The 24,649-nt window shown below is 74.2% G+C and carries 13 protein-coding genes; 10 read left to right on the top strand and 3 right to left on the bottom strand.

The genetic code is table 11. The annotated features are described in order from the left end of the window. The first annotated feature begins 29 nt into the window (after positions 1 to 29). The 9 genes from ACIQ7D_RS05045 (at position 30) to ACIQ7D_RS05005 (ending at position 20,817) form a co-directional block, all read left to right on the top strand. On the top strand, positions 30 to 5,630 hold the full coding sequence (locus tag ACIQ7D_RS05045; RefSeq protein WP_403933618.1) for an amino acid adenylation domain-containing protein: 5,601 nt from the start codon (positions 30 to 32) through the stop codon (positions 5,628 to 5,630). An 80-nt stretch (positions 5,631 to 5,710) separates the two neighbouring features. Then, entirely contained in the window at positions 5,711 to 7,537 is a 1,827-nt protein-coding gene (locus tag ACIQ7D_RS05040) for a hypothetical protein (protein WP_403933617.1), read from the top strand. Positions 7,538 to 7,693: 156 nt separating this feature from the next. Continuing rightward, positions 7,694 to 8,533, top strand: a complete 840-nt coding sequence (locus ACIQ7D_RS05035) for a phytanoyl-CoA dioxygenase family protein (RefSeq protein ID WP_403933615.1) — start codon at positions 7,694 to 7,696, stop codon at positions 8,531 to 8,533. After that, positions 8,514 to 11,888 (top strand): amino acid adenylation domain-containing protein, encoded by a 3,375-nt coding sequence (locus ACIQ7D_RS05030; protein ID WP_403933613.1) that lies wholly within the window; start codon positions 8,514 to 8,516, stop codon positions 11,886 to 11,888. Before ACIQ7D_RS05035 ends, ACIQ7D_RS05030 begins: the two co-directional genes overlap by 20 nt. A gap of 14 nt (positions 11,889 to 11,902) precedes the next feature. Beyond that, a complete protein-coding gene (locus tag ACIQ7D_RS05025) occupies positions 11,903 to 12,133 on the top strand; it encodes an MbtH family protein (protein ID WP_403933611.1) in 231 nt (76 codons plus the stop codon). Next, the gene (gene gntD, locus ACIQ7D_RS05020) at positions 12,126 to 13,139 is read left to right on the top strand and encodes a guanitoxin biosynthesis L-enduracididine beta-hydroxylase GntD (protein ID WP_403933609.1); all 1,014 of its coding nucleotides are present in this window, start codon (positions 12,126 to 12,128) and stop codon (positions 13,137 to 13,139) included. The genes ACIQ7D_RS05025 and gntD overlap by 8 nt, the downstream gene beginning before the upstream one ends. Next, a complete protein-coding gene (locus ACIQ7D_RS05015) occupies positions 13,136 to 17,215 on the top strand; it encodes an amino acid adenylation domain-containing protein (RefSeq protein ID WP_403933607.1) in 4,080 nt (1,359 codons plus the stop codon). Before gntD ends, ACIQ7D_RS05015 begins: the two co-directional genes overlap by 4 nt. Positions 17,216 to 17,636: 421 nt before the next feature. Continuing rightward, positions 17,637 to 18,944, top strand: coding sequence for a cytochrome P450 (locus ACIQ7D_RS05010; protein WP_403933605.1), 1,308 nt, complete (start codon positions 17,637 to 17,639; stop codon positions 18,942 to 18,944). Beyond that, positions 18,862 to 20,817, top strand: coding sequence for a class I SAM-dependent methyltransferase (locus ACIQ7D_RS05005; protein ID WP_403933603.1), 1,956 nt, complete (start codon positions 18,862 to 18,864; stop codon positions 20,815 to 20,817). The genes ACIQ7D_RS05010 and ACIQ7D_RS05005 overlap by 83 nt, the downstream gene beginning before the upstream one ends. Here ACIQ7D_RS05005 and ACIQ7D_RS05000 read toward each other — a convergent pair. The 3 genes from ACIQ7D_RS05000 to ACIQ7D_RS04990 form a co-directional block, all read right to left on the bottom strand. Continuing rightward, positions 20,786 to 22,102: an MFS transporter gene (locus tag ACIQ7D_RS05000; RefSeq protein WP_403933601.1), complete on the bottom strand. Its 1,317-nt coding sequence runs from the start codon at positions 22,100 to 22,102 to the stop codon at positions 20,786 to 20,788. The two genes, ACIQ7D_RS05005 and ACIQ7D_RS05000, sit on opposite strands and share 32 nt — an antisense overlap. Next, a complete protein-coding gene (locus ACIQ7D_RS04995) occupies positions 22,099 to 22,638 on the bottom strand; it encodes a helix-turn-helix domain-containing protein (RefSeq protein ID WP_403933599.1) in 540 nt (179 codons plus the stop codon). Before ACIQ7D_RS04995 ends, ACIQ7D_RS05000 begins: the two co-directional genes overlap by 4 nt. An 88-nt stretch (positions 22,639 to 22,726) precedes the next feature. Further along, positions 22,727 to 23,941 (bottom strand): FAD-dependent monooxygenase, encoded by a 1,215-nt coding sequence (locus ACIQ7D_RS04990; RefSeq protein WP_403933597.1) that lies wholly within the window; start codon positions 23,939 to 23,941, stop codon positions 22,727 to 22,729. A gap of 180 nt (positions 23,942 to 24,121) precedes the next feature. On the opposite strand from ACIQ7D_RS04990, the gene ACIQ7D_RS04985 reads away from it, so the two are divergent. Next, a complete protein-coding gene (locus ACIQ7D_RS04985; RefSeq protein WP_403933596.1) occupies positions 24,122 to 24,640 on the top strand; it encodes a MarR family winged helix-turn-helix transcriptional regulator in 519 nt (172 codons plus the stop codon). Positions 24,641 to 24,649: the final 9 nt, after the last annotated feature.

Here is a 24,649-nt window from a genome sequence, read left to right as displayed (position 1 = left end):
CGAATGAAACGGGGAAGGGTGGGATGCGCATGTCCGAGAGTGATGGATCCCAGAGGGTCGCGGGGCTTGTCGAAGCCGTGAGCCGGCACGCGGAATCGGCCCCCGACGCGCTCGCGGTGGCGTATCCGGCGGAGGGGACCGCGCTCACCTACCGCGAGCTGGACGGACGGGCCGCCCGGCTCGCCGGTCATCTCGCGTCGCGGGGGGTGCGGCCCGGGGACCATGTGGTGCTCTGTCTGCCGCCGGGCGCGGAGCTGGTGGTGGCCTTCCTGGCGGTCGTACGCGCGGGCGCCGCGTACGTACCGCTGGACCCCGGCCACCCGGCCGAGCGGCGGCGGCTGATCGCACGCGACTGCGCGGCGCGGGCCGTCGTCACCCTGTCCCGGTTCGCCGACGCGCACGCGGACACGGGCCCGACCGTGATCGCCCTCGACGCCGACGCCGAGCGGATCACGGAGAGGGACAGCACGTTCGCCCCGGTGCCCGTGGGACCCGAGGCGACCGCCTACGTGTGCTACACGTCCGGGACGACGGGCGCGCCCAAGGGCGTCGTCGTCCCGCACCGCGCCGTCCTCGACCTGGTGAACTCCACGGACTACGTCCGCATAGCCGCGGACGACAACGTGGCGCAGGCGGCGAACCCCGCCTTCGACGCCATCACGTTCGAGATCTGGGCCACGCTGTGGGCCGGCGCCACGGTCGTCGGGCTGGAGAAGGACGTCGTCCTGGACCCGATCGCCTTCGAGTCGGCGGTTCGCGACCACGGGGTGACCGTCCTCTTCCTGACCACCGCGCTCTTCCAGCAGATCGCGAACGAACGGCCGGCGGCCTTCGCCCCGCTGCGTACCCTTCTCTTCGGCGGCGAGGTGTGCGACCCCCGTACCGTACGGCGCGTACTGGAGGCCTCTCCCCCGGCCCGGCTGCTGAACGTGTACGGGCCGACGGAGGCCACCACCTTCGCCACCTGGCACGAGATCGGCGAGCACGACGACTTCACCCGGCCGATCCCCATCGGCACGGGGATCGGCGCCACCGTCACCCGGGTCCTGGACGGCCACGGCGCCCCGGTGGGTCCTGGCGGCACCGGGGAGCTGTACCTCGGCGGACCCTGCCTCGCCCTGGGCTATCTGGGCCAGGACGGCCTGACCGGGGAGCGCTTCGTGCCCGACCCGACCGCCTCCGCCGAGGCCCCCGGCCGGGGCGGAGGGGACCGCAGGCTCTACCGCACGGGAGACCGGGTCACGGTGCGCGAGGACGGCGCCCTGGTCTTCCAGGACCGCGTCGACCACCAGGTGAAACTGCGCGGCTTCCGTATCGAACCGGGCGAGATCGAGGTGGTGCTCGTCGGGCATCCGAGCGTCGCCCAGGCCACCGTGATCCCGCGCCGGACCCCGAGCGGCGACAAGAGCCTCGCCGCGTACGTCGTGCCCTCCACGTCCGGGACCGCGGACGGCGACGCGCTGACCGCCGAGTGGCACGAGATCTACGAGACGCTCTACAGCGAGCCGGACACGGCGGGATTCGGCGAGAACTTCGTCGGCTGGAACAGCAGTTACGACCATGCGCCCCTCCCCCGGCACGAGATGCGCGAGTGGCGCGACGCCACCGTGGCGCGCATCCGCGAGCTGGACACCCGCCGGGTCCTGGAGATCGGCGTGGGCACCGGGCTGCTCCTGGCGCACCTGGCGCCCGGCGCCGACGAGTACTGGGCCACCGACTTCTCCGGGACCGTACTCGACGCGCTCCGGCTCCAGCTCCGCGAACGGCCCGAGCTGCGCGACAAGGTGACCCTGCGCTGCCAGGCCGCCGATGTCACCGCGGGGCTGCCACGGGGCCACTTCACGACCGTCGTGCTCAACTCGGTCGTCCAGTACTTCCCGGACGCCGGCTACCTGCGCGCCGTGATCGAGGGCGTCCTGCCGCTGCTGGCGCCCGGCGGCTGCGTGTTCCTCGGCGATCTGCGCAACGCCGCGCTGCAGCGCCACCTCCAGACCGGAGTGGCCCTGGCTCCCGGCGACCCGGCGCGGGAGGCCGAAGCCGTACGCCGGGAGATCCATGAACGCGTCACCGTGGAGACCGAACTGCTGCTCGACCCCGGCTTCTTCGACGTCCTGGCGCGCGACCTGCCCGGCATCCGCTCCACCGATGTCCGCGTCAAGCGCGGCCACTGCCACAACGAGCTGACGCGCTACCGGTTCGACGCGGTGCTGGGCACCGCTCCGCCCGCCGCCGACCTGCGGGAGGCGCCCCGGGCCGCCTGGGGCGAGGACATCGCCGACGCGGAGGACCTGGCCCGCCATCTGAAGGAGCACCGGCCGGCCCGGCTCCGTGTCACCGGCGTGCCCGACGCGCGCACCGCGGGGGAACGGGCAGCCACGGCCGCGCTGGACGGGGACGCGGGAGTGGCGGCGGCCCTGGCGGCCCTGGCGTCGCCGCCCGCCGCCGGCGCGGGAGGGGCCGGGGACCCTGAGGAGCTGTGCGCGCTGGCCGAGCGGATGGGCTACCGGGCCCTGGCGACCTGGTCGGGTGCGCGGGATGCGGGTGTACGGGATGCGGGTGCAGGGGATTCGGACGCGCCGGGTGCCGACGGATCACCCGACGGATCCGGGGACGGGGCGCTGGACGTGGTGCTGCTCGACCCCCGGCACCTTCCGCCGGGCCGGCTGACATCCGTGTTCGTCACGCCGGAGGACGACCCCCGCGCGCTGAGCGACTGCGCCAACACCCCGACCGCCTTCGACCGTACCGTCGACCCCGCTCTCGTACTCCGCAGGTATCTGCGGGAACGCCTCCCCGACTACATGGTCCCCGCCACCATCACGACTCTGGGTGCCATGCCGCTCACCACCAACGGCAAGGTGGACCGCAAGGCGCTGCCCGAGCCCGTACGCGGCGAGTCCGCCCCCGGGCTGCCGCCCGCCACCCCTCTCGAAGAGGCCCTGTGCGACCTCTTCGCCGACACCCTCGGCATGCCCAGGCGCGACCTCCACGCCGACTCCGACTTCTTCCTGTCCGGCGGGCACTCCCTCGCCGGCGCCCGGCTCCTCTCCCGGCTGCGGACCACCCTGGGGGTCGATCCCGGTGGGCGCGCGCTGTACGAGGCGCCCACACCGGCCGCGCTCGCCGCGCTCCTCGGCGAGGAGACCGCCCGGTCCCACCGCCCTGACGGCGTCCCCGGACGGGAGACGTCGGCATCCGCGTCACCCCGGCCGGACACGGACACCTGCCGGTTGCTGCCGCTGCGGCTGACCGGGCCCCTGGACACCGAGGCCCTGCGCACCGCGCTGCGGGATGTGGCACGGCGCCACGCGATGCTCCGCACCACGTTCACCGCCACCGGGCGGGGCGGCGGCGGTGAGCGCACGACCGGCGCCCCCGACGCGGTCCGTGCCGACCTGCCGGTCCTCCGTACGCCGTCCGGGACCGGCGTCGCCGAGGTGCTGCGCGCGGCGGCCCACCCGCTCCCCGATCCGTACGGCACCACGCCTGCGTGGCGGGCCGAACTGCACCAGGTGGGTCCCGACGACCATCTGCTCCTGGTCCTGCTGCACCCGTGGCTCGCCGACGTCTGGTCGCTCGCACCGCTCGGCGCCGACCTGCTGGAGGCATACCGCTCCCGGGTGAACGAACACGCACCGCGCTGGGAGCCGTTGCCCCCGCTCGGACCGGAGCCCCGGGACCGGGGCACGGCACCGGACGCGGTACGGCCCACCCCCCTGCCCACCACCACCGCCACCGCCACCGCCACCGGACGACGACCGGACGACGGCGTCCCGGGGCACGGCGTCCACCGCGCCCGCCTCCGGGCCGACCTGCACGCTCGGCTCACCGCGTACGCCGCGGAGCACGACACCACCCTGTCCGCGCTGCTGCACGCGGCGCTGGCCGCGCTCCTCACCCGGCAGGGCGCCGCCGGCCCGATCGTCACCACGGCCCCCGTCGCACGCCCCGGCGGCCCGGCCACCCGCCGGACCGTGGCCCCGCTGACCACCGCTTGCGCCCTGCGGGTCGACACCTCGGGCGACCCGGCGTTCGGCGTACTCGTCCGGCGGACCCACGAGGCGGTGGTCCAGGCCTGCCTGCGGCCGGGCGCCGAGCCCGCCCTGCCGGGAGGCGTCGCCCTCGCGCTGTGGCGCCCGGCCCTTCCGTCCGCCGAGGTCGCGGGGGTGGAGGCGGCGGCCGAGCCGGCGCCCGCTCCGTACGACGGGGCCGATCTGAGCCTGGTGCTGACGGAGGAGCAGAGCCACACCGGCGCCTGCGAGGGCATCGCGGTCACGGCGTTCTTCCGGGGCGAGGTGCTGGCCGGGGAGAGCGCGGCCGGTCTGGTCGACGCGTGGATCACTCTTCTCGACTCGGCCATGGCCGACCCCGAACGGCGTGTCGGCCGCCTCGACCTGATCGCCCCCGCGGCCCTGGAGCGGGCGCAGAGGCAGTGGAACGGCGACGAACAGCCCCTGGAACCGGGCACGGTGGCACGGCTGCTGGAGGCGACGATCCGCGAGACCTCCGATGCCCCGGCGCTGGAGCGCGCCGACGGCGCGGGGCCGGCCGGACCGGTGATCACCTACGCGGAACTGGCGCGCCGCGCCGAAAACGCCACCGGCGCCGCGCCGACCGGGCGGGCGGCCGCTCCCGCGGGGCCGGCGTCGCCGTTCGCCTCCCCGGTCGGCCAGGTGGCCGCCCTGGCGGCCGCCGCCCGGGCCGGAGGCGACCGGGGGCTCGTCCTCCACGGTGAGGCGGGGGCGGTCGCGGGCGGCTGCCGGATCGGCGCGCGACGCGTGGACGCCGCGGCGGCGTACCGCCGGCAGACCCTGCCGGGCGCCCGGGCCGCCTGGCTGGCCGAGGGCACGTACGGCGGTACCGCCGGAGCGGTGGACCTTCTCGCGGCGCTCGCCGCGGGCAACACCGTGCTCGTTCCCCGCCCGGGCGCGCTCGGGGACCCGCCGGCGCTCGCCGCCTGGCTGGCGGAGAGCGGGGCACAGGACGCGATGGCCGGGCAGGAGACCGCGCTGCGGCTCTGCCAGGCGATCGCGGCCTCCGACCGGCGCCCCGAGGCGCTGCGCTCCCTCACCGTGACCGGCGACGCGTACGACCCCGATCCCGCTCTGCTCCGCGCCGCCCGGGACCTCGGTCTGCGTCTCGTCCACCGCGGCGGACCGGAGGAGGCGCGCCTGGTGCGCGTCCACGGCGCGGACGGAGGGGTGACGGTCGCGCCGAACCACCAGGTGTACGTGCTGGACGCCGCGTTGCGTCCGGTGGCGCCCGGCGGCACCGGCGCGCTCTGTGTCGCGGGCGCGGGTGTGGCCTCCGGCTACCCCGGCCTGCCGGGGGACACCGCGGAGCGGTTCCTCCCCGACCCCTACCGGCGGCCGGGCGCCCGGATGTGGCGCGCGGGCCGCGCCGCGCGGCGGTGCGCGGACGGCCGGGTGGAGGTGCTCGCCGAGCCCTGGCCCGAGGATCCGTACGAGGACGAGTACGGCACCTTCCGGGTGGTCGAGAGCGGGACGGGGCGGCACGCGGTGTGGCCCAGCGGCCTGTCCGTCCCCGCCGGCTGGCGCGAGGTGCACGCCGAGGACCTGCGCGAACTGTGCCGGGAGTACGTCGTCGAGCACGCCGCAGGCGGCTCCTGAGCACCCCCGTCACCGCCGAGCGGGACGCGTGCCGGCGCGCGCCGGCTCTTTCCGAGGCCCTCCAGGAATCGAGGCATCCCATGAGTTCTGCCGAGGCGGTCTTCCTGCCCTGCAAGTCGCTGGACGAGTACCGGGCCGCGGTGGCGCGGTGCGTGGACTCCGCCACGTCCCCCGTGCCGGTGTGGACCGGGGCGCGGGACGACCTGTTGGACGGCGTGGCGCTCGCCGAGGACGTCTACCCAGGCCGCGGCACGGTCCGGCCGTGCGCCACCGGTGTCGTCCTGGGCGACGCCCTCCCCGAGCCCGTCCTGCGCGCCGCCCGGCCCCTCGCCCGGACCTGGGTGACCGAGGTGGACGACCTGCCCGGGTCCGGCTCGGTGCTGGTCGTCGGCGCGTACCCGGAGCTGACCGCCGAGAGACTGCGGCCGCTTGTCGAGGCCGCGCACCGCTCGTCGCGGGACCTGTTCCTGCTCACGGGACGTGATGTGCACAGTGTGAGCTGGATGATCGCCAAGCAGTACGCCGCGCCGGACGCCCGGGGGCCGGTCGGGATGTTCTCCGCGCTGGACTCGGCGTCCCCGGTGCCCGGCGTGGAGTGGTTCGGCGCCGACGACATGCGCCACCGCGACATCCAGGGCCTCGCCCTGAACCGGGCGTGGCGCCGTCTGCTCTTCCACGGCAACGGCACCGAGGACCAGTTGCACCTGGGCCAGTTCACGGTGTGCGGCCTGAGCCCAGCCGGGGACCGGGCGCCGGGGCGGCAGGGACCGAAGTGCGCCTTCGGGCTCGGATGCGTCAAGCCGGAGGACAAACTGCTGCCGGCGCGGGCGGTGCGGGCGGCCGAACTCGTCCTCGCCAACTGCTTCAGCGGTCCGCTCGCCGGCCACGGGGCGTACGACCCGAAATACCTGAGCATGCTGGCCGCCGTGGACGGGGCGGCCCAGACCGTCGTGGCCACCCTCTTCGCGTGCGACGCGCAGCGCCCTGAGGTCCTTGCCTGGCTGGGCGCCGACCGCGGGGGCAGTGCGGCGCGGGCCCTCAACGACCGGCTCGCCGACATCAACCCCTACCCCGCCTTCGTCCAGGTGGGGCTCCAGGCACCCGCCGCCCACGAGCCGGTCGTCGACGGCGGCGACGACGGCCGGGGCCGCGAGGCCGCGGGTTCGTACCTGCGCGAGGTGGGGGGACGGCTGGCGGGTCTGCTCGACAGCGGGCTGACGGCACAGGACTACCCGCTGCGTCCTCGGCTGCGCCCCCTCGCGGACACCGTGCTCCGCGACACGGTGCGTACGGTCACCGGTTCCGCCCCGGAGCGGCGGGCGGCGCTCACGGCGGTCGCGAAGGAGGTGACCTCGCTCGACCTGGCGCTGGCACAGCGGTTCGCCAAGCACCGCGACGACCCGGTGTTCGACTTCTCGACGTACTTCGGCGAACGGAGCGTGGCACAGGAGCGGACCGCCCTCGACGCGGCGTGCGCGTGCGGCAGCCCGCTGGACGGCTATCTGCACCGGGGGGCGGTGCCCCAGGTGACGGACACGGTGCGCGGGGTCTGCGCGCGGTGCGGAGACGTGTACAACGCGCTCGTCGGGGCACCGCTGCTGCGCGTCGACACCCCGCTCGGCGGTGCGCCCGGGACGAGCGTCACGGTGCGGGTGGAGGCCGTGGGGCGGCGCGCGGGGACGGTGAACCTGGGCATCGTGCCGTCGCCGACCATCCGGGTACGGGTACGGCCGGCGCTGCGGCGCGTGGAGGTGACGGCGGGGCAGCCCGCGCGGGCGGAATTCACCGTCGAGATCGAACCGGACGCCGTACCGCAGTTGTACTGTCTGCTGCCCTTCGCGGTGCACGACCTGGGAATCGCGGTGAGCCGCGTCTACTTCGCCGTCGCGCCGGACGAGCGGGAGTGAGACACGGTTTCCGCCGGCGCCCGGAGGCCATTTCGTCATGCTCCCGAATTCATCGGCGGTGTCAAGTCCCGTTTTTCCGCGACTCAACAGCCCGTCACCCGCGTTGAAATCCTGCGAAGGCACGAGCGACCTCCGAGCAGAGAGGCAGGCTTTCCGGTGCTGACCGAGGAACAGATCGAGCAGTACGAGGAGGACGGATATCTTCTGCTGCCCCGGTACGTGAACCACGCGGAACTCGACATGCTGCGCGGAGAACTCCCCGTCGTTTTCGACGAGGACTCGCCCCGGCGGGTCCTGGAGGAGGGCAGCGGCGTCGTGCGCGGGGTGCACGGTGTGCACGAGACCAACTCCGTGTTCCGTACGCTGGTGCGGCTTCCCCGGCTGGTCGAGCCCGCGCGTCAGTTGCTGGGCAGTGACGTCCATGTGTTCCAGTTCAAAATCAACGCGAAACTCGCTCTCGTGGGTGATGTGTGGGAATGGCACCAGGATTACCGGTTCTGGCGTGACGAGGACGGAATGCCGACCGACCGGGCGCTCAGCGTGGCGGTGCTGATGGACGACGTGGACGAGTTCAACGGTCCTTTGATGTTCGTTCCCGGGTCGCACAAGGACGGGCTGTGCGCCGTCGACACGCACGACGCGGACTGGACCCGGACCCTCACGTCGAAGCTGAAGTACTCCCTGCGCGTGGAGGCGCTGGCGTCCGCCGCCGAACAGCGGGGAATCGTGGCGCCCAAGGCCCCGGCGGGGTCCGTGCTGCTGTTCCACAGCAACATCCTCCACGGCTCCGGGCCCAACATGTCCCCGGACAACAGGACCATGGTGCTGATCAGTTACAACAGCGTGGAGAACCCGCTGTGCGATGTGCCCGACCCGCGCCCCGAGTTCCTCGCGAGCCGCACCCGGGAACCGGTGGTCACCGTCGGTGACGACGCGCTCGACGCCGGATTCCCGCGCGAAGGGAGAGGACGCCGCCATGAGTGTGGACAGTCGTGAGGAGCGGATCGCCGCGCTGCTCGCCGAGCGGGGCCTCGCCCGGCCGGGCGGGGACGGACCGGCGCCGCGCGGTGACCGCGGCCGTGGCCCCCTCTCCCGGGGGCAGCGGCGGATGTGGCTGGCGCAGACGATGCGGCCGGACAGCGCCGCGTACAACGTCGCGTCGGCCTGGCGGATCGAGGGCGACCTGGACGAGCCGGCCCTCGTGCGCGCCCTGGAGCGGCTGTGCCTGCTCCACGCGGCGCTGCGGACCGTCTTCCGCACCACGGGAGACGCGCTGGAGCAGGTCGTGCTCGATGCCCCGCCCGAGGTGGAGATCGTGGAGCTCGGCGCCGCGGCCGCGGGCCACGACGACGAGGCCGCTCTCGCCACGGCGCTGGCGGAGCGGGCCGGCACACCGTTCGACCTGGCGCAGGCGCCTCCGGTGCGGCTGACGCTCTACCGCCACCCACGACGCCGCTGGACGCTCGGCGTGGTGCTGCACCACATCCTCGTCGACGACTGGTCCCTGGGGATCCTCCAGAGCGATCTGGCCGCGCTCTACCGGTCCGCTCTCCACGGTGACGGGGCGGACGCCGCCCCGGGCCCTTCGTACCTGGACTGGGCGGAGCGGGAGCACGAGCGGCAGGATGTGACGGAGCCCCAGGTGAGGTACTGGGCCGAGCGGTTGCGGGACGCGCCCCGGCGTATGGACCTGCCTGTCTCCGGTCCGCCCGGGGACGACCCGGCGGCCCGGGTCCGCGTCCCCGCCCGCCCCGCCGCGCTCGGCGCGCTGCTGGACCTCGGCCGCGCGGAGGGCTGTTCCCCGTTCACCGTGCTGCTCACGGTGTGGGCCGCCCTGCTGCACCGGGTCACCGGGGAGGGGGACATGGTGGTCGGGACGCCTGCCACGCTGCGCGACCGGCCCGAGACCCACCGGATGGTCGGATTCTTCCTCAACACGTTCGCACTGCGGCTCGCGGTACCGGCCCGCGCCTCCTTCCGGCGGATGCTGGCCCACACCTCCGACGCCCTCGCGGAGGCCCACGCCCATGGCGCCGCCCCCTACGACGCGGTCGTCGAGGCCGTGGACCCGCCCCGGCAGGACGTGCGTCACCCGCTGTTCCAGGTGTGGTTCGCCGCCGAGGGCGAGGGCGTGGATCCCCTGGAGCTGGACGGCGCCGCGTGCCGCGAGATCCCGGCCGGGGGCGGCGACGCCAAGTTCGACCTGGCGCTGTTCGCCGCCGGTGGCGGGGACACCACCCGGCTGACCCTCGAGTACGACCCGTCGATGTTCGACCGGGACGCGATGGAGCGGATGGCAGGCCGACTGGGCCGTCTCGCCGACGCCCTCGCCGCTTCCCCCGACGCCCCGCTCGCCGATCACGACCTGCTCGATGCCGCCGAACGCGACCTCGTCCTGCGCGTCTGGAACGACACCGGGACCGCGCCCTCCCCCGCGCCGCTCGCGCACCAGTGGTTCGAGCGCCGGGCGGCGGCCGAGCCCGGCCGTACGGCGCTGGAGCAGGACGGCCGGCAGATGACGTACGGCGAACTCGACGGGCTCGCCCAGGCGGTGGCCCACGCTCTGCGCGAGGCGTCGGTGCGGCCGGGCGACTTCGTGGCCGTGGCGGTACGCCGCTCCCCCGCCATGATCGCCGCGGTCCTGGGGGTGCTGAAGGCGGGCGCCGCGTACGTGCCCCTCGATCTCGATCATCCGGCGGAACGTCTCGCCATGATCCTGGAGGACACGGCCGCCCCCGTGGTGCTCGTCGACGCGCACACCCGCGCCGCGCTGCCGCCGACCGCGGCGCGCCTCCTGGACGTCACCGGGGCCGGCGGGCGGGCACCCGCCGTCCCCGGCGGCCCCGTGCCCCGGATTCCGGCGGACGCGGTGGCGTACGTGACGTACACCTCCGGCTCCACCGGCCGTCCCAAGGGCATCTGCATGCCGCACCGGGCGGTCGGCAACCTCGTGGGCTGGCAGCTCGAACGCTACGCCCCGGTGCCGCCGGGGCAGCGGACCCTCCAGTTCGCCTCGCTGAGCTTCGACGTCTCCTTTCAGGAGATCTTCTCCACCTTCGCGGGCGGCGGGACGCTCGTCCTCATCTCGGAGGACCAGCGGCGCGATGTCCACGCTCTGGCGGAGCTGCTCACCGCGCTCCGCGTGGAGCGGCTCTTCATCCCCGCGGCGGCGCTCCAGCAGATGGCCGAGGGACACCGGGCGGGCGGTGGGCTCCCGGAGACCCTGCGGACGGTGATCTCCGGGTCGGAACAGCTCGTCGTCACGGACGACCTGCGCCATCTGTTCACCGCTCTGCCGAACGGGCGGCTGCACAACGAGTACGGCCCCTCGGAGACCCATGTCACCACCGCCCACACCCTCGCGGGCGATCCGGCCGACTGGCCCGCCTGGGCGCCGATCGGACGGCCCGTCACCGCGTCCCGGGTGTATCTGCTGGACGCCTGGGGGCGTCCGGTGCCCGTCGGTGTCACCGGGGAGCTGTGCGTCGGCGGCGCCGGCCTGGCCCATGGTTACCTCGGTATGGCCGCCGCCACCGCCGCCTCCTTCGTGCCCGACCCGTTCTCCGGCGTGCCGGGCGCCCGCCTGTACCGGACCGGCGACCAGGCGCGGTACCGGCCCGACGGCACCCTCGAATTCCTCGGCCGCGCCGACGACCAGGTGAAGATCCGCGGCTACCGGGTGGAGCTCGGCGAGGTGCGGACGGTGCTGGAGGAACACCCGGAGGTGGCCACCGCCTTCGTCCGGGTGTGGGGCGAGCGCTCCGCCGACCGGCGCCTCGTGGCGTACGCGACCCCGTCGCCGGGGGCGGACCCGGACGAGGAGGAACTGCGGGAGTACCTGCGGGGCAGGCTGCCCGCGTACATGGTGCCCGCCGCGTACGTCCTGCTGGAGAAGTTCCCCCTGACGGTCAACGGCAAGGTCGACCAGCGCAGGCTGCCGGAGCCGCGGTTCGGCTCCGCCCGGCGGAGCGACGGGGAGCGCGTCGAGCCGCGCGGCGAGCGGGAACGGCGCGTCGCCCACCGGTTCGCGGCCGTCCTCGGCACGGACACGGTGGGGCGGGACGAGGACTTCTTCCGGCTGGGCGGCAGTTCCCTGCTGGTGGCACGGCTGTTGACGAACATCCGGGAGGAGTTCTCGGTCACCGTGCCTTTCACAGGCTTCTTCGGCGACCCCACGGTCGCGGGCCTCGCCGGGCTCGTGGCACGGGCCGAGGCCGGAGAGGGGAGCGCGCGGGACGAGGCCGGCCCGACGGGCGCCGCGGACGACGGCGCGGGTCTCGCACGGCTGGACATGCTGCTCGACGAACTGCTGGGCCCCGCCGGTGATCCCGGCGCGGAACGGCGCGACTGAGGAGGAACGGCTCCATGGAGAACACCGACACCGACGAGGGCGTGGAGCACGCCTGGTTCGTGGTGGTCAACGACGAGGACCAGTACTCGGTCTGGGCGGACGGCCGTCCCGTTCCCGACGGCTGGCGGACCGTGGGCGAGGCGGGGGACAGGGCCGCCTGCCTCGCATACATCGAAGAGCACTGGACCGACATGCGCCCGAAGTCGGCACGCGGTGCCCTGGCGAGCGGAGGAAACCATGGCTGAGACCGCGGACCTGCCCGAGCGGGACGGCGTGAGCGCGCCGGGGGCCGGCATCGAGCTGACCCTGACGAACGCCGAGCGCCAGGTGCTGGAGGACATCACGTCCCGGCTGGCCCGCGAGGTGCCCGCGTCGGCGCCGTACGACCTCTGCCGCGAGGCCCCGGTGATCGCCCACGAGTTGCCGCTCCGGCTCCGCCGGGCCCTGGGGGAACTGCGGCAGGACGGCCCGGCGGCGTACGCCCTCGTCCATGGCCTCGCGGTGGACGACGAGGCCGTCGGCACCACGCCCCCGTCGTGGGGGGACGGACCGGCCCGCGATCGCACCCGGCGCCAGGAGATCCAGGCGGTGCTGATCGGCTCCCTGCTCGGCGAGGTCTTCGGCTGGCGGAGCCAGCAGGACGGCGCGGTGGTGCACGACGTACTGCCGATGCGGGAGTACGAGAACACCCAGATCAACTTCGCCAGCCAGGAGCCGATCTGGTGGCACACGGAGGACGCCTTCCATCCGTTCCGGCCCGACTACGTCGGCCTGCTCTGCCTGCGCAACCCCACGGCCGCCGCCACGACGGTGAGCTGCGCGGCCGACTGGGACCTGGGCGACCCGGCCTTCGACGTCCTCTTCGAGCCGAGGTTCCGCCAGCTCCCCGACCACTCGCACGGTGTGACGGGTGACCGGACGGAGCGCCGCCCGGTGCTCTTCGGGCCGCGCGAGCGCCCGTACGCGTGCGTGGACCCGTACTTCCTGGAGCCCCCGGAGGACGGCCGGCTGGCCGGGGTACTGCGGCGGTTCTACGACACCGTGGAGGCGTCCTTGCGCCAGGTGGCGCTGGCGCCGGGCGACATGCTGCTGGTCGACAACCGCAGCGCCGTGCACGGCCGCAAGCCGTTCGCCGCCCGGTACGACGGCAAGGACCGCTGGCTGAAGCGCATCAGCGTCAGCAGGGATCTGGGCCGCTGCTGGCCCGCGTGGAGCAAGGACACCCGGCACGTGCTCGTCGGCGAACAGTGACGGACACCGGGCGGCCGCTGTCGGCGGAGGGCGCCCGCCCGTCCGCCGACGGCCCCTTCGAGCGCCTCTCGCTCCTCCCGCCGGAGCGCCGGAGCGCGTTCCTCGCCAGGGTCCGTGGCGACGAGCGGCTCGGTGACGAGGTTCTGCTGACCGCGGCGCAGCGGCGCATGTGGTTCATGGGGCAGTTGACGCCCGGCAGGCCCGTCTACTCCATTCCGCTGGCGTACCGCTTCGACGGGCCGGTGGACAGTGCCGCGCTGCGCCGGGCGCTGCTCGCGCTGGTCGAGCGGCACGAGATGCTGCGGATGCGGTACACCGAGATCGACGGGGTGCCGGTCCAGTTGCCCTCGGGAGAACCGCTGCGGTGCCCCGTGACCGATCTACGCCGGGCGGCGTCGCCGCGGGAGGCGGCCGAGGAGGTGCGGCGGCGCGTCGCGGCGGCGGCCGACGCCCCCTTCCTTCTCGACGGGGGGCCGCTGGTGCGCGCCGAGATCCTGCTCACGCGGGAGGCCACGGTCCTGGTGCTGACGCTGCATCACAGCATTGCCGACGGCTGGTCGCTGGAGATCCTCTTCACCGATCTGGCCGCGCTCCACGACGCCGAGGCGGCCGGGCGGCGGGCTGTGCTGCCGACGCCCCCGTACCGTTACGCGCAGCACGCCGCCTGGCAGCGTGCGTGGCTGGAGGGCCCGGAGGCGGCGCGGCAGATCGCCTACTGGCGGCGGCAGTTGGCGGGTGCGCCCGAACTCCTCGCGCTGCCCGCCGACGTCTCGGACGCTCCGGGCGCGGCGGGCGTTCCTGGCGCGGCGGACGGGGCCGTCGGAGCCGCCGCGGAGCTGCCGGCGCGGACCGCCGCGCGGCTGCGGGAGCGGGGGCACGCCGAGGGCGCCACGCCCTTCATGGTGCTGCTGGCCGCCTACTGCCTGACGCTGCACCGGTTCACGGGGCAGGAGGACGTGCTGGTCGGGTCGCCCGTGTCCGGCCGCCACCGTCAGGAGAGCGAGGGAACGGTCGGGCTGTTCGTGAACACCGTCGTGCTGCGCGGTGTGCGAGCGGGGGCGGAGACCTTCGCCGGGCTGCTGGCGCGCACGCGGCGCACCGCGCTGGACGCGTACGCCCACCAGGACGTGCCCTTCGACGTCCTGGTGGACGCGACGGGCGCGCGGCGGGTGCCCGGACACAATCCGCTCTTCCAGGCGTTCCTCTCCGTGGAGGGCTTCACGGAGCATCCGGTGGTACTGGGTGGGGTGCCGGGTGAGGAGATCACACCGCCCGGCGGCGGATCCCGCTTCGATGTGGACCTGTGGGTGAGCGAGCGGCTGGACGGCGGTCTGGGCCTGCGGCTGAGCCTCGCCGAGGAACGCTACGAGGAGGCGACGGCGCGGCGCATGCTGGACCATGTCGTCGCCGTCCTCACCGCGGTCGCCGACCACGGCACCGCGCTCGGTCTGTCCGGGCTGGGGACGGCCGGCCGGCCCGCCGCCCTGCGGGGCGCGGCTCCGGCGGGACCGCCCGGGGGCACCGTGTGCGATCTGGTGGCGCGGCAGGCGGAACGCACCCCGGACGCCCTGGCCCTGGTCGCCGGCGCGGAGCGGCTGACGTACGGGCGGCTGCACGAGCGGGCCCGCGCGTTCCGCGACCGGCTCGTGGCGCTCGGGATCGGCCCGGGCGACCGGGTGGGCATCCATCTGGAGCGGACCGCGCGGCTGCCCGTCGCCGTCCTGGGTGTCCTGCTGGCCGGGGCGGCCTACGTACCGCTCGACACCGCGCTGCCCGCCGAGCGCCTGACCTGGGTCCTGGCGGACTGCGGGGTGCGCCTCGTGATCACCGGTCCTGATACGGGGCAGGACGCCTTCCGGGCGGCCGGGGTGCGCGCCGTGCGGATCGACGGGAGCGGTGAGGACGCGGCGGTGGCCCAGGAGCGTGCGGTCGGCCCGTCGGACCTCGCCTATGTGCTCTACACCTCGGGTTCCACCGGCCGCCCCAAGGGCGTGGCGGTCGAGCACCGTAGCGTTGTCGCGATGGTCGAGTGGGCCCTGCGGACGTACACGGCACAGGAGTTGGCGGGCGTGCTGGCCGCCACGCCGCTCTCGTTCGACATCTCCGTCTTCGAGTTGTTCGTGCCGCTGGCGGCGGGCGGCACCGTGGTCCTCTCCGACGGCCTGGGCGGGTTGTCCGCGCCGCCGGCCGGCGCTCCGCCGGTCACCCTCGTCAATACGGTCCCCAGCCTCCTTCAGGACCATCTGCTGGAGCACTCCCTGCCCGGCTCGGTTCGCACGGTGAACCTCGCCGGTGAGCCGCTGCCCGCCTCGCTCGCGAAGGCGGTGCACGCGCGTGGGCCGGTGCGGCGCGTGGTCAACCTCTACGGGCCGAGCGAGGACACCGTCTACTCCACCTGGAGCGAGGTGGAGCCGGGGACGGCCCGGCCCGCGATCGGCAGGCCGGTGGACGGCTGCCGCGCCTATGTGCTCGACGAGCGCGGCGGTCCGCTGCCGGAGGGCGCGGTGGGCGAGCTGTATCTCGGCGGCGCGGGTCTGGCGCGCGGGTATCTCGACCGGCCCTCGCTCACCGCCGCGCATTTCGTGCCCGACCCGTTCACCTCGGTCCCCGGCGCCCGGATGTACCGCACCGGGGACCTCGTACGGCTGCGCCCGGACGGGGAGTTGGAGCATCTGGGGCGTGCGGACCACCAGATCAAGCTGCACGGTCTGAGGATCGAGCCCGGCGAGATCGAACACGCCCTGCTGCGCTCGCCCGGGGTGCGCGGCGCGGCCGTCACCGCGCACGGGAAGGGCCCGACGGCCCGGCTCGTGGCGTATGTGGCCGGTCCCGACACGCTCGCCCCCCGTGCGCTGGCCAGTGGGCTGCGTTCGCGGCTCCCGGCACACCTGGTGCCGTCGCAGTATGTGGTCCTGCCCGCACTCCCGCTGACCGCCAGTGGGAAGACCGACCGGCGGGCGCTGCCCGACCCCGGTGCGCCGGCCGGCCGCCCGGACTCGCCGCCGCCGCGCACCGCGCAAGAGCGGCTGGTCGCCGATGTCTGGGGCGAGGTGCTCGGGCGCGACGGGCTGCGGCTGGCGGACGATTTCTTCGTGCTGGGCGGCAACTCCCTGACGGCGCTGCGCGCGGTCGGCCGGCTGAACCGGGAGGCCGGTGCGCGGCTGGCCCCGGCCTCCTTGTTCGAGGCGCCGACCGTGGAGTTGTACGCCGGGCTGCTGGCGACGCCCGGCGCGCGGGGGGCGCCGGGGCCGGCGGGTGCGGCGCGGGTGACGGTTCTGCGGGAGGGCTCCGGCCCGGCACCCGTGGTCTGTCTGCCGCCGGTGGGCGGGGACCTTCTGGGGTACGCCGAGTTCGCCACCGCCCTCGGCGCCGGTTTCCCGGTCCTCGGGGTGGTCGCTCCCGGTCTCGATCCCGTACCCGGCCCGCGCCCGCTGGAGTCCGTACCCGAGATGGCCGACCACTATCTGGCGTCGCTGCGCCAGGAGGGCATCGACCGGCCTGCGGCGCTGGTGGGGTGGTCGATGGGCGGGGTGGTCGCGGTGGAGATGGCGTACCGGCTCCGGGCGGCGGGCGGCGTGCCACCGCCGGTGGTGCTCATCGACGCCACCGTGCCAGGACCCGAGTTCGATGTCGCCGACCCGCTCGCCGAGTTCGGCGCCCATCTGGCCGCCGGGGCGGGGCTGACCGAGCATGTCCACGACGGGAAGTGGCCCGACGCGGCCGCGCTGCTGAGGTGGGCGCGCCGGCGCGGCGTGCTGGGCGAGGAGACGGAGCCCGACCGGCTGCGGGCGCGGGTGGAGGTCTTCCGGGCCCATCTGGCGGCGCTGGCCCGGCACCGTGTCACACCGCATCCGGGGCCGGCGCTCTATCTGGCGTGCCGTGCCGAGCGGGCCGAGGAGCGCTGGGAGCCGTGGCGGCCGGTGCTCGGCGAGGGCCTGACGGTCCGGGAGGTGCCTGGCGACCATCACAGCGTCATGCGCCGGCCTCATGTGTGGTCGGCCGCGCGGGAAACGCGCGCCTGGCTGACATCGCTGCCCGGAATGGAAAGCGAGCGGCAGAACGAAAGCCCCGGATAACACGGCCGAGATTTCCATCCACCCCTTATGGACGGTCAAGTCCGGCATCGTTAGGATTGCCTGGAATCGCCAATCGGCGGTTTTCCCTCACCGAAGGAGTTGCTGAAATGGCTCGTATGAAGGCGACGATCCTCCACGTCATGGGCCGCACCGACAAGGGGATGCGCCGGGTCGCCTACACCCCGATCGTCTGGCTCTGACCTCACGAAACGAAAGCCGAGGGGCCTGGCGCAGCACTGCCGGGCCCCTCGGCGCAGCGGACGGGAAGCGGAGGGAAATGGATAAGAGTCGACCGCTGGATCCACTCACCCGGCGCCAGCAGATCCGCAATGCGGCCGCCTTCGAACAAGACCCTCTCGAATTTCTCCGCGGTCAGCTCCGATCGCATGGAGACATATTCCGTTTCAGCAACACCCTGACCGTGTTCCAGCACCCCGACCACCTACACGATATTTTCGCCGACACCGACGGTGCCTTCGCGCTGGGCGCCGGCGAGGAGGCCGGTCAGGGAGGCGTCACCGGAGGGCAGGCGTGGCTCAGCGCCCGCGCGGACAGCACCCATCTCCTCGGGGCGTCGGCGGCGCGGGCCTCCGGCGAGGCCGTCGCGGCGGCCTTCCGGGCGCACTTCGCGCGCCATGCCGGCTCCGAGATCGACGTGGTCGGCACGTTCTTCGACATCTGCGGCGCCACCGTCGCCGATCTGTGCGCCGGGCCGTACGGGGAGCGGCTGGAGCGCGCCGCGGCCGACCATCTGCGCGCCCTGCTGGCGGGGGCGGCGGCCTCCGGGCTGCTGCCGTCCTGGTTCCCGCTGCCCCGTGCCCGCCGTATCCGCAGGACCGGCGCGGAGCTGGCGGAGCTGATCGACGCCGCCGCGTCGGGCGGCGCGCCGCCCGACGACCCGGAAGCGCGGAACTTCCTCCAGGTGCTGGCCGCGCGAGGGGACGAAATGGGCGGCCGGCTGCCCGCGATGATGCGCACCCTGCTGGTCGCCTCCCTGGCCTCCCCCGCCGCGGCTCTCGCCTGGGCGGTACGGGAGCTCGCGCTCCACCCCGCGGAAGCCGCGGCCCTGCGCGAGGAGATCGCCTCGGTCGGCTTCGCCGGGATCGTCCGGGACCCGTTGCGCGCCGCTCCTCGGAGCGTGGCGTTCCTCAAGGAGGTGCTGCGGTTCCACTCCCCCGCCTGGCTGCTCCAGCGGGATGTGGTGCGGCCGGTCACCGTGGGCGGCGTACGGCTGGAGCCCGGCGAGCGGGTGGCGTTCAGCCTCTACCTCCTCCACCACGACGAACGCTGGTGGAGCGAGCCCGAAACGTTCCGCCCCGACCGCTGGCTGGCGGAGGCCCCCGCGCACGCGCCGCGCGCCTACCGGCCCTTCGGCGGTGGCCCCCGGATCTGCGCCGGAGCCCAACTGGGCATGGTCCAGATGGTCTGCGGGATCACGGCCCTGCTCGCCCACTACGACATCGACGCCCCGGGCGCTGCGGCCCCGCCCGGCAGACCGCAGGCCGTACGCGCGCCGTACGGCCTGCGTGCCACCCTGCGGCCCCGGCAGGCCCCCGTACCGCCGGACGGTGGCGGTGGCGGTGGCGGTGGAGGTGGCGGTGGCGGTGGCGGTGGCCAAAGAGGACGGAAGGACGGAACGACACGGAATGGAACCCACGCCCCGCTCCCAGGAGATCGACGCCGCGCTGCTCGACCACCCCTGCGTACAGGAGGCCCTGACGACCGGTGACGGCAGCGCCTCGTACGTGGTTCCCCGCGCCTGGACCGGGCAGGAGCTGCGCCTGGAGCAGCTCAGCGACTGGCATCAGGTGTTCGAAGCCATGTACGCGGACCCGGAGCCGCTGCCGCTCGGGGAGCATTTCGGCGGCTGGTTCAGCACCTACGACGGCAGCCCGATCCCTGTGGAGGAGATGCGTCAGTGGCGCGACGCCACGGTCGCGCGCGTCCGGGCCCTGCGCCCCCGCCGCCTGCTGGAGATCGGCGCGGGCAGCGGGCTGCTGCTCTCCGAACTCGCCCCGCACTGCGCCGAGTACTGGGCCACGGACTACTCGGCGCGCGCGGTCGCGCTGCTCGACGAGCGGCTGCGCGAGCACCCCTCCCTCGCCGGGCGGGTACGGTTGCGGTGCGCTCCCGCCCACATCGTCGACGGGCTGCCGGCCGGCCACTTCGACACCGTCGTCCTCAATTCCGTCCTCCAGTACTTCCCCGACGACAACCATCTGCTCGACGTCATCGGCAAGGCGCTCTCGCTCACCGCGCCCGACGGCTCCCTGTTCCTCGGTGATGTGCGTACCGCCGCGCTCGAACGAAGCTTCCACTGTGCGGTCAGGCTCAGCCGCGACGACGGCGCGTCGGACCGGGCCACGCTGCTGCGCGGGCTCGCCGACGGCCTGGCGCAGGACAAGGAGCTCCACCTCGATCCAGGGTTCTTCGCCGCGCTGCCCGCCGTGTTCCCGCGTATCACCGCGGTCGACCTCCAGATCAAGGAGGGGCGGGCGCACAACGAGCTGACGCGCTACCGGTACGACGTCGTGCTGCGCACCGCCCGCCCGACGGCCGACCTCTCCGCCGCCCCGCGGGTGCGCTGGAGCGAGGGCACGGACACGCTCGCGGAGGTGGCGGAGCTGCTGACCGAGCAGGGCCCGGGGGCGGCGCTGCGTCTGGAGTCGGTCCCGAACGCCAGGATCGCCGCCGAGGCCGCCGCACTGCGCGCGCTCGACGCGGGCGCCGACGTCGCCACCGCTGAGGCGCTGCTGCGCACCGCACCGGCGGCCACGGTGCCCGAGCCTGATGACCTGCGGGAACTGGGCGCCCGTCTCGGCTACGCCGTGACCGTCACCTGGTCGCCCGTCGACCCCACCGCCCTCGACGCGGTGTTCTGGCGGGGCGCGGAGGGACCGGCTCACGCGCAGGGGGTCCCGGTTCCGTCCGGTGGCTACGCCCCGGCGGTGCCGCCCGTTCCCGACCGCCTGACGGAGTACGCCGCCACACCGGCGGTCATCGACCCGACGGCGCCCCTGGCCGCCGCGCTGACGGCCCACCTCGCCGAGCGGCTGCCCGAAGGCCGGCTGCCCGGCGCGGTCGTCGTGCTGCCCGGCCTCCCGACCGCGGACCGGCTGCCCGCGCCGTTCCCGGTGGAGCACGACGTCCGGCCGGACGCCTGGGAGTGGCGACCGCTGCCGGACGGCCGCGCCGAGGTCTCGCTGTGTCTGGTGGGCCGGGTGGACCGGGGGGCGTGGCTGAGCGCGCTGCGGGCGCGCATGGGCCCCTCGGTGCTCCTGCGGGCCCGCAACGCCACCGCCGGGGCGCTGACCCGGCTGACCGGGGAGCTGCCGGACGAGTCGGCGGCGCTGTTCGTCCTCGGCCCCGAGGAGCACCGGCTCACGGTGGTCTCCCGGCGCCCCGAGGCGTACGGAGCGGGCGCCGGGCCTTTCGTACGGCGCGTGGTGGCGGCGTACCACGCCCACCGCACCGGCCGGCCGGAACAGCCGGGGCTCGCAGCGGTCGGCGCCGGCACGCAACCGTCCGGCCCGGTCGGTGCGCGCTTCACACTCCCGGGCCTCACGGTGCTCAGCCCGCCGGATCCCGGGTCGGCTCGGTAGCGGCGACGGTGCCGGGTGCGACGGCCGCCGCGCCCGGTGCCTCGGCCTCCACCAGCCCGCCCTTGACGGTCAGTGACCGGACGTCCTTGCTGCACAGCGCCGCGACGGTGGCGGCAAGGACCAGGCACACGCCGCCGAGAAGCGTCGCACGCGACCCGAAGCGCTCGGAGAGGGTGCCCGCCGTCATCTCACCGACGGGCAGGGCGAGGATCGAGCCGAGCATGTCGTACGAGTAGACCCGCGCCAGCCGGTCGGGCGGGACGTTCTCCTGGAGCGACACGTCCCAGGCGACCCCGAACTGCTCCAGGGCGAGGCCGTTGAGGAACATCGCCACCACCAGCAGCGCCAGGGGCGCCGCCTCGGCCAGCGCGATCAGTGGCAGGGCGTCGAGGGCCACCACGGCCACGCCGATGCGCAGGGCGTGACGGGAGCGGGAGCGCCCCACCACGAACCCGCCGATGAGTGCGCCGGCCATCTGTGTGGCCAGCACCAGCCCCCAGGCGGTGCGCCCGTAGGTGCTGTTGGCGATGGTCGGGCCGAGCACCTGGATGCCGCCCGCGGTCACGGCGTTGACCACGAAGAACTGGAGCACCACCACCCATACCCAGGTGCGTGCGGTGAACTCCTTCCATCCTTCCCGGAGTTCGCGCAGCGGCTGGGAGGGCTCGTCCGAGGCCGACTTGGCCCGGGGCACGCGCACACCGTGGTAAGCGAGAGCGGCGCCCGCGAACACGACGGCGTTGGCGGCCATGCCCCAGCCGGGGCTGAAGACGGCCGTGATCATGCCGCCGACCGAGGCGCCGACGATCATGCCGGCGTTCACACCCATACGGCTCAGGGCGTTGGCGGCGCGCAGTTCCCCGGCCGGCACGGTCTGCGGCACCAGCGAGGCCGAGGCGGGCATCGACACGGCGGCCACCGCGCCGTTGACCACGCTCAGCAGGATGAGCACCCCGAGCGAGGCCGCTTCGGTGAGCAGCACCACGGCGACCGCCGCCTGTACCGTCGCGGCCGACAGGCTGGACCCCTGCAGGATGAGGGCACGCGGCACACGGTCGGCGAGGATGCCGCCGAAGAGTACGAGCAGGACGTTGGCGATCGACCGCGAGCCGACGACGATCCCGACATCGACGGCGGAGCCGGTCAGGTCCAGGACGGCGAAGGCCAGGGCGATGGGCGCCATGGAGTTGGCGCAGTGCGTCATCGTGCGGCCGAACACCAGGTTGCGGAAGTTCCGGTGGCGTAAGGACGCCAGAACGGAGGCCTTCTCTGCTTGCTCGGTCACTCTGAGGTCCCCTCTCGGGCCATTTCGAACAGCATGAGCGTCGCGCTGGCACGTACGGTCCCCGGTGTGTCCGGCGGCCGGGCCTCGGCGTGCATGATCACCCCCAGCTCCACGGCGAGCTCCCGTACCCGCTCCCATGCCTCGGGGGGCAGCCACAACTCGGCGTCGGTGAACGCGCCCGGCGACCCGGTGACCCGCTCGCGGCTGCGGCGTCGCAGTTCCTCGGAGAGGGCGGCGGCCAGGCCCGCGTAGTCGTCGGGGGATCCGTCGGAGACGGACTCCCCACTCGCCGGATTGTGGCGGTACAGCTTGGCCCGGCCGCCGCGCACCGAGCTCTCCTCGACCATCTCCAGCAGGCCGGCGGCGTGCAGATGACGCATGTGGTAGCTGACGTTCGCCTGCGACTCGCCCAGCTCGCGCGCGGCCTCACTGGCGCTCATCGCATGCGCTGTGAGCAGGGACAGCAGGCGCAGGCGCAGCGGATGAGCCAGCGCGCGCAGACCGCTGAGCCCCGCGTGTTTCCCGGCAGCGGACATGGCACGAGTATCCGGCCCCGGTCAGCACACTGTCAAACACTTCTTTTGGAGCTGGCGGACCGCCCGCCCGCCGGAGTACGCCGGGGGGTCACAGCGCCCCGGCGTACTCCGGCAGCAGGAGGTCCGAGTGCGCGGCCCGGCCCGCCTGGGCGCCCGCCGTCGCCATCTCCTTCGCGAGGGACTCCGGATCGCGCAACAGGGCGTCGCGGGCCTCCAGTTGCTCCCGTGTCGTCGGTGTCACCACGGTGCCACCACTGGTGGCCAGCGCCTGGTTGCGCTCTGCGAAGGGGCGCATCCGGCGTTCGTAGGCCGCGAAGGCGGCGGTGTGGTCGGAGCGCGCGGCCAGCTCACCGGCCAGGACGTACGCGCCGACCAGGGCGACGCTCGATCCCTGACCGGAGAGGAACGAGGTGGCGTGCGCGGCGTCGCCCGCGAGGACCACGCGCCCACGTGACCAGGCCGGCAGGTGGATCTGGCTGACGATGTCGAAGAAGAGGTCGTCGGCCTCCCGCATCGCCTCCACCAGCCGCGGCACATGCCAGGCCCGCTCCGGAAAGCGCGCGGCGACCAGCTCGCGCTGGGCCCGCGGATCGCGGAAGGCCTCGAAGGGCGGGATGTCGCGGGTGAAGGTGAGGAAGCCGTGGACACGATCGGCGGGGTCGTGCGCGTAGAGGACCGCGCCGCGACCGGCGTCGTTCCAGACGACGCCCTCCCGGGCGAGGCCGAACTCGTTCGGGAGGGTGAAACCGGCGAAGACGTGTCCGAGGTAGCGGTGGAAGGGCTCCTCGGGTCCGAGGACCAGCCGGCGCGTGTTCGAGTGCAGCCCGTCCGCGCCGATCACGAGGTCGAAACCGCGGCGGGTGCCGCTGTCGAGCGCCACATGGACAGCGTCCCCGTCGTCGTCCAGCGTGGCGATGGAGTCCCCGAAGAGGAACTCGACGCGGTCGCGCAGCGGCTCCTGGAGGGCGTCGGCCAGATCGCCGCGCCGGACCTCCAGGTCGAGACCGGCCTCGCCGCCGGTCATCTGCTCCGGGCGCAGCGAGCCGACGGTCAGCCCGGCGGGGTCGACGAAGGTGATCCGCCGGCTGTCGACATGGGCGGCGCGCAGGCGCGTCAGCAGCCCCATGCGCTCCACGACCTCACGGGCGGTGCCCCGGATGTCGATGGCGTAGCCGCCCCCGCGCACGGCTGCGGCCTTCTCGACGACGGTCACCTCGAAGCCGTACCGGTCGAGCCAGTACGCGAGCGCCGGGCCCGCGATACTCGCTCCGGAGACCAGTACGCGACGGGCTGGGTGTGACATGGCGTTCATGGCCTCTCACTTCCCCGGCGGGCTTCCCTGCCGGCATGTCGGTGGTACACACCGGACCAGCGAAAAGATACGTACCTCAGGTATCTTTACGGAGGCCGCACGCCGCCCTGGCGGGTGGCGATAGCCCCACACAATATAGATACCTAACTCAGGTATGCAAATGGAGGTGCCGTGCCCACCGATTCCCCGGAGTCCCCCGAGGCCCACGAACCGGAGGATCCGCGCCTCGGCCTGCTCGCCGCGCTGCCCCGGATCAGCCGGCTCGGTGCCGCCGTCAACCGGGGGCGCCTCGTGGAGCGCGCCGCCGAACACGCGGGCCTGGGACGCGACCGCTCCGCGGTGGGTGTGCTGGTCGCCCTGCATACGGCCGGCAAGCCCTTGCGGATCGGCGAGATCGCCGACCGTATGCAGGTCGTGGGCCCGCACATCACCCGCCAGGTCCAGATCCTGGAGAAGCGCGACCTCGTCCACCGCATCCCCGACCCGCACGACGCGCGGGCCCGCCTCATCGAACCCAGCGACGCCGGCACCGAGGCCGTCAACCGCTATCTCGCCTTCCTGCTCGGCTGGTTCAGCGACGCCCTCGCCGACTGGCCCCGCCAGGACCGTGACGACCTCGTCCGCCTCCTCGCCCGTTTCGCCGACGACGTGACGACCCGGCTCGCCCTGCTCGACGACGAGGAGACCTGAGCCCGGTGC

The sequence above is a fragment of the Streptomyces sp. NPDC096310 genome (assembly GCF_044763125.1).
GTDB lineage: Bacteria > Actinomycetota > Actinomycetes > Streptomycetales > Streptomycetaceae > Streptomyces.
This window is presented reverse-complemented; position numbering and strand designations above follow the sequence as displayed.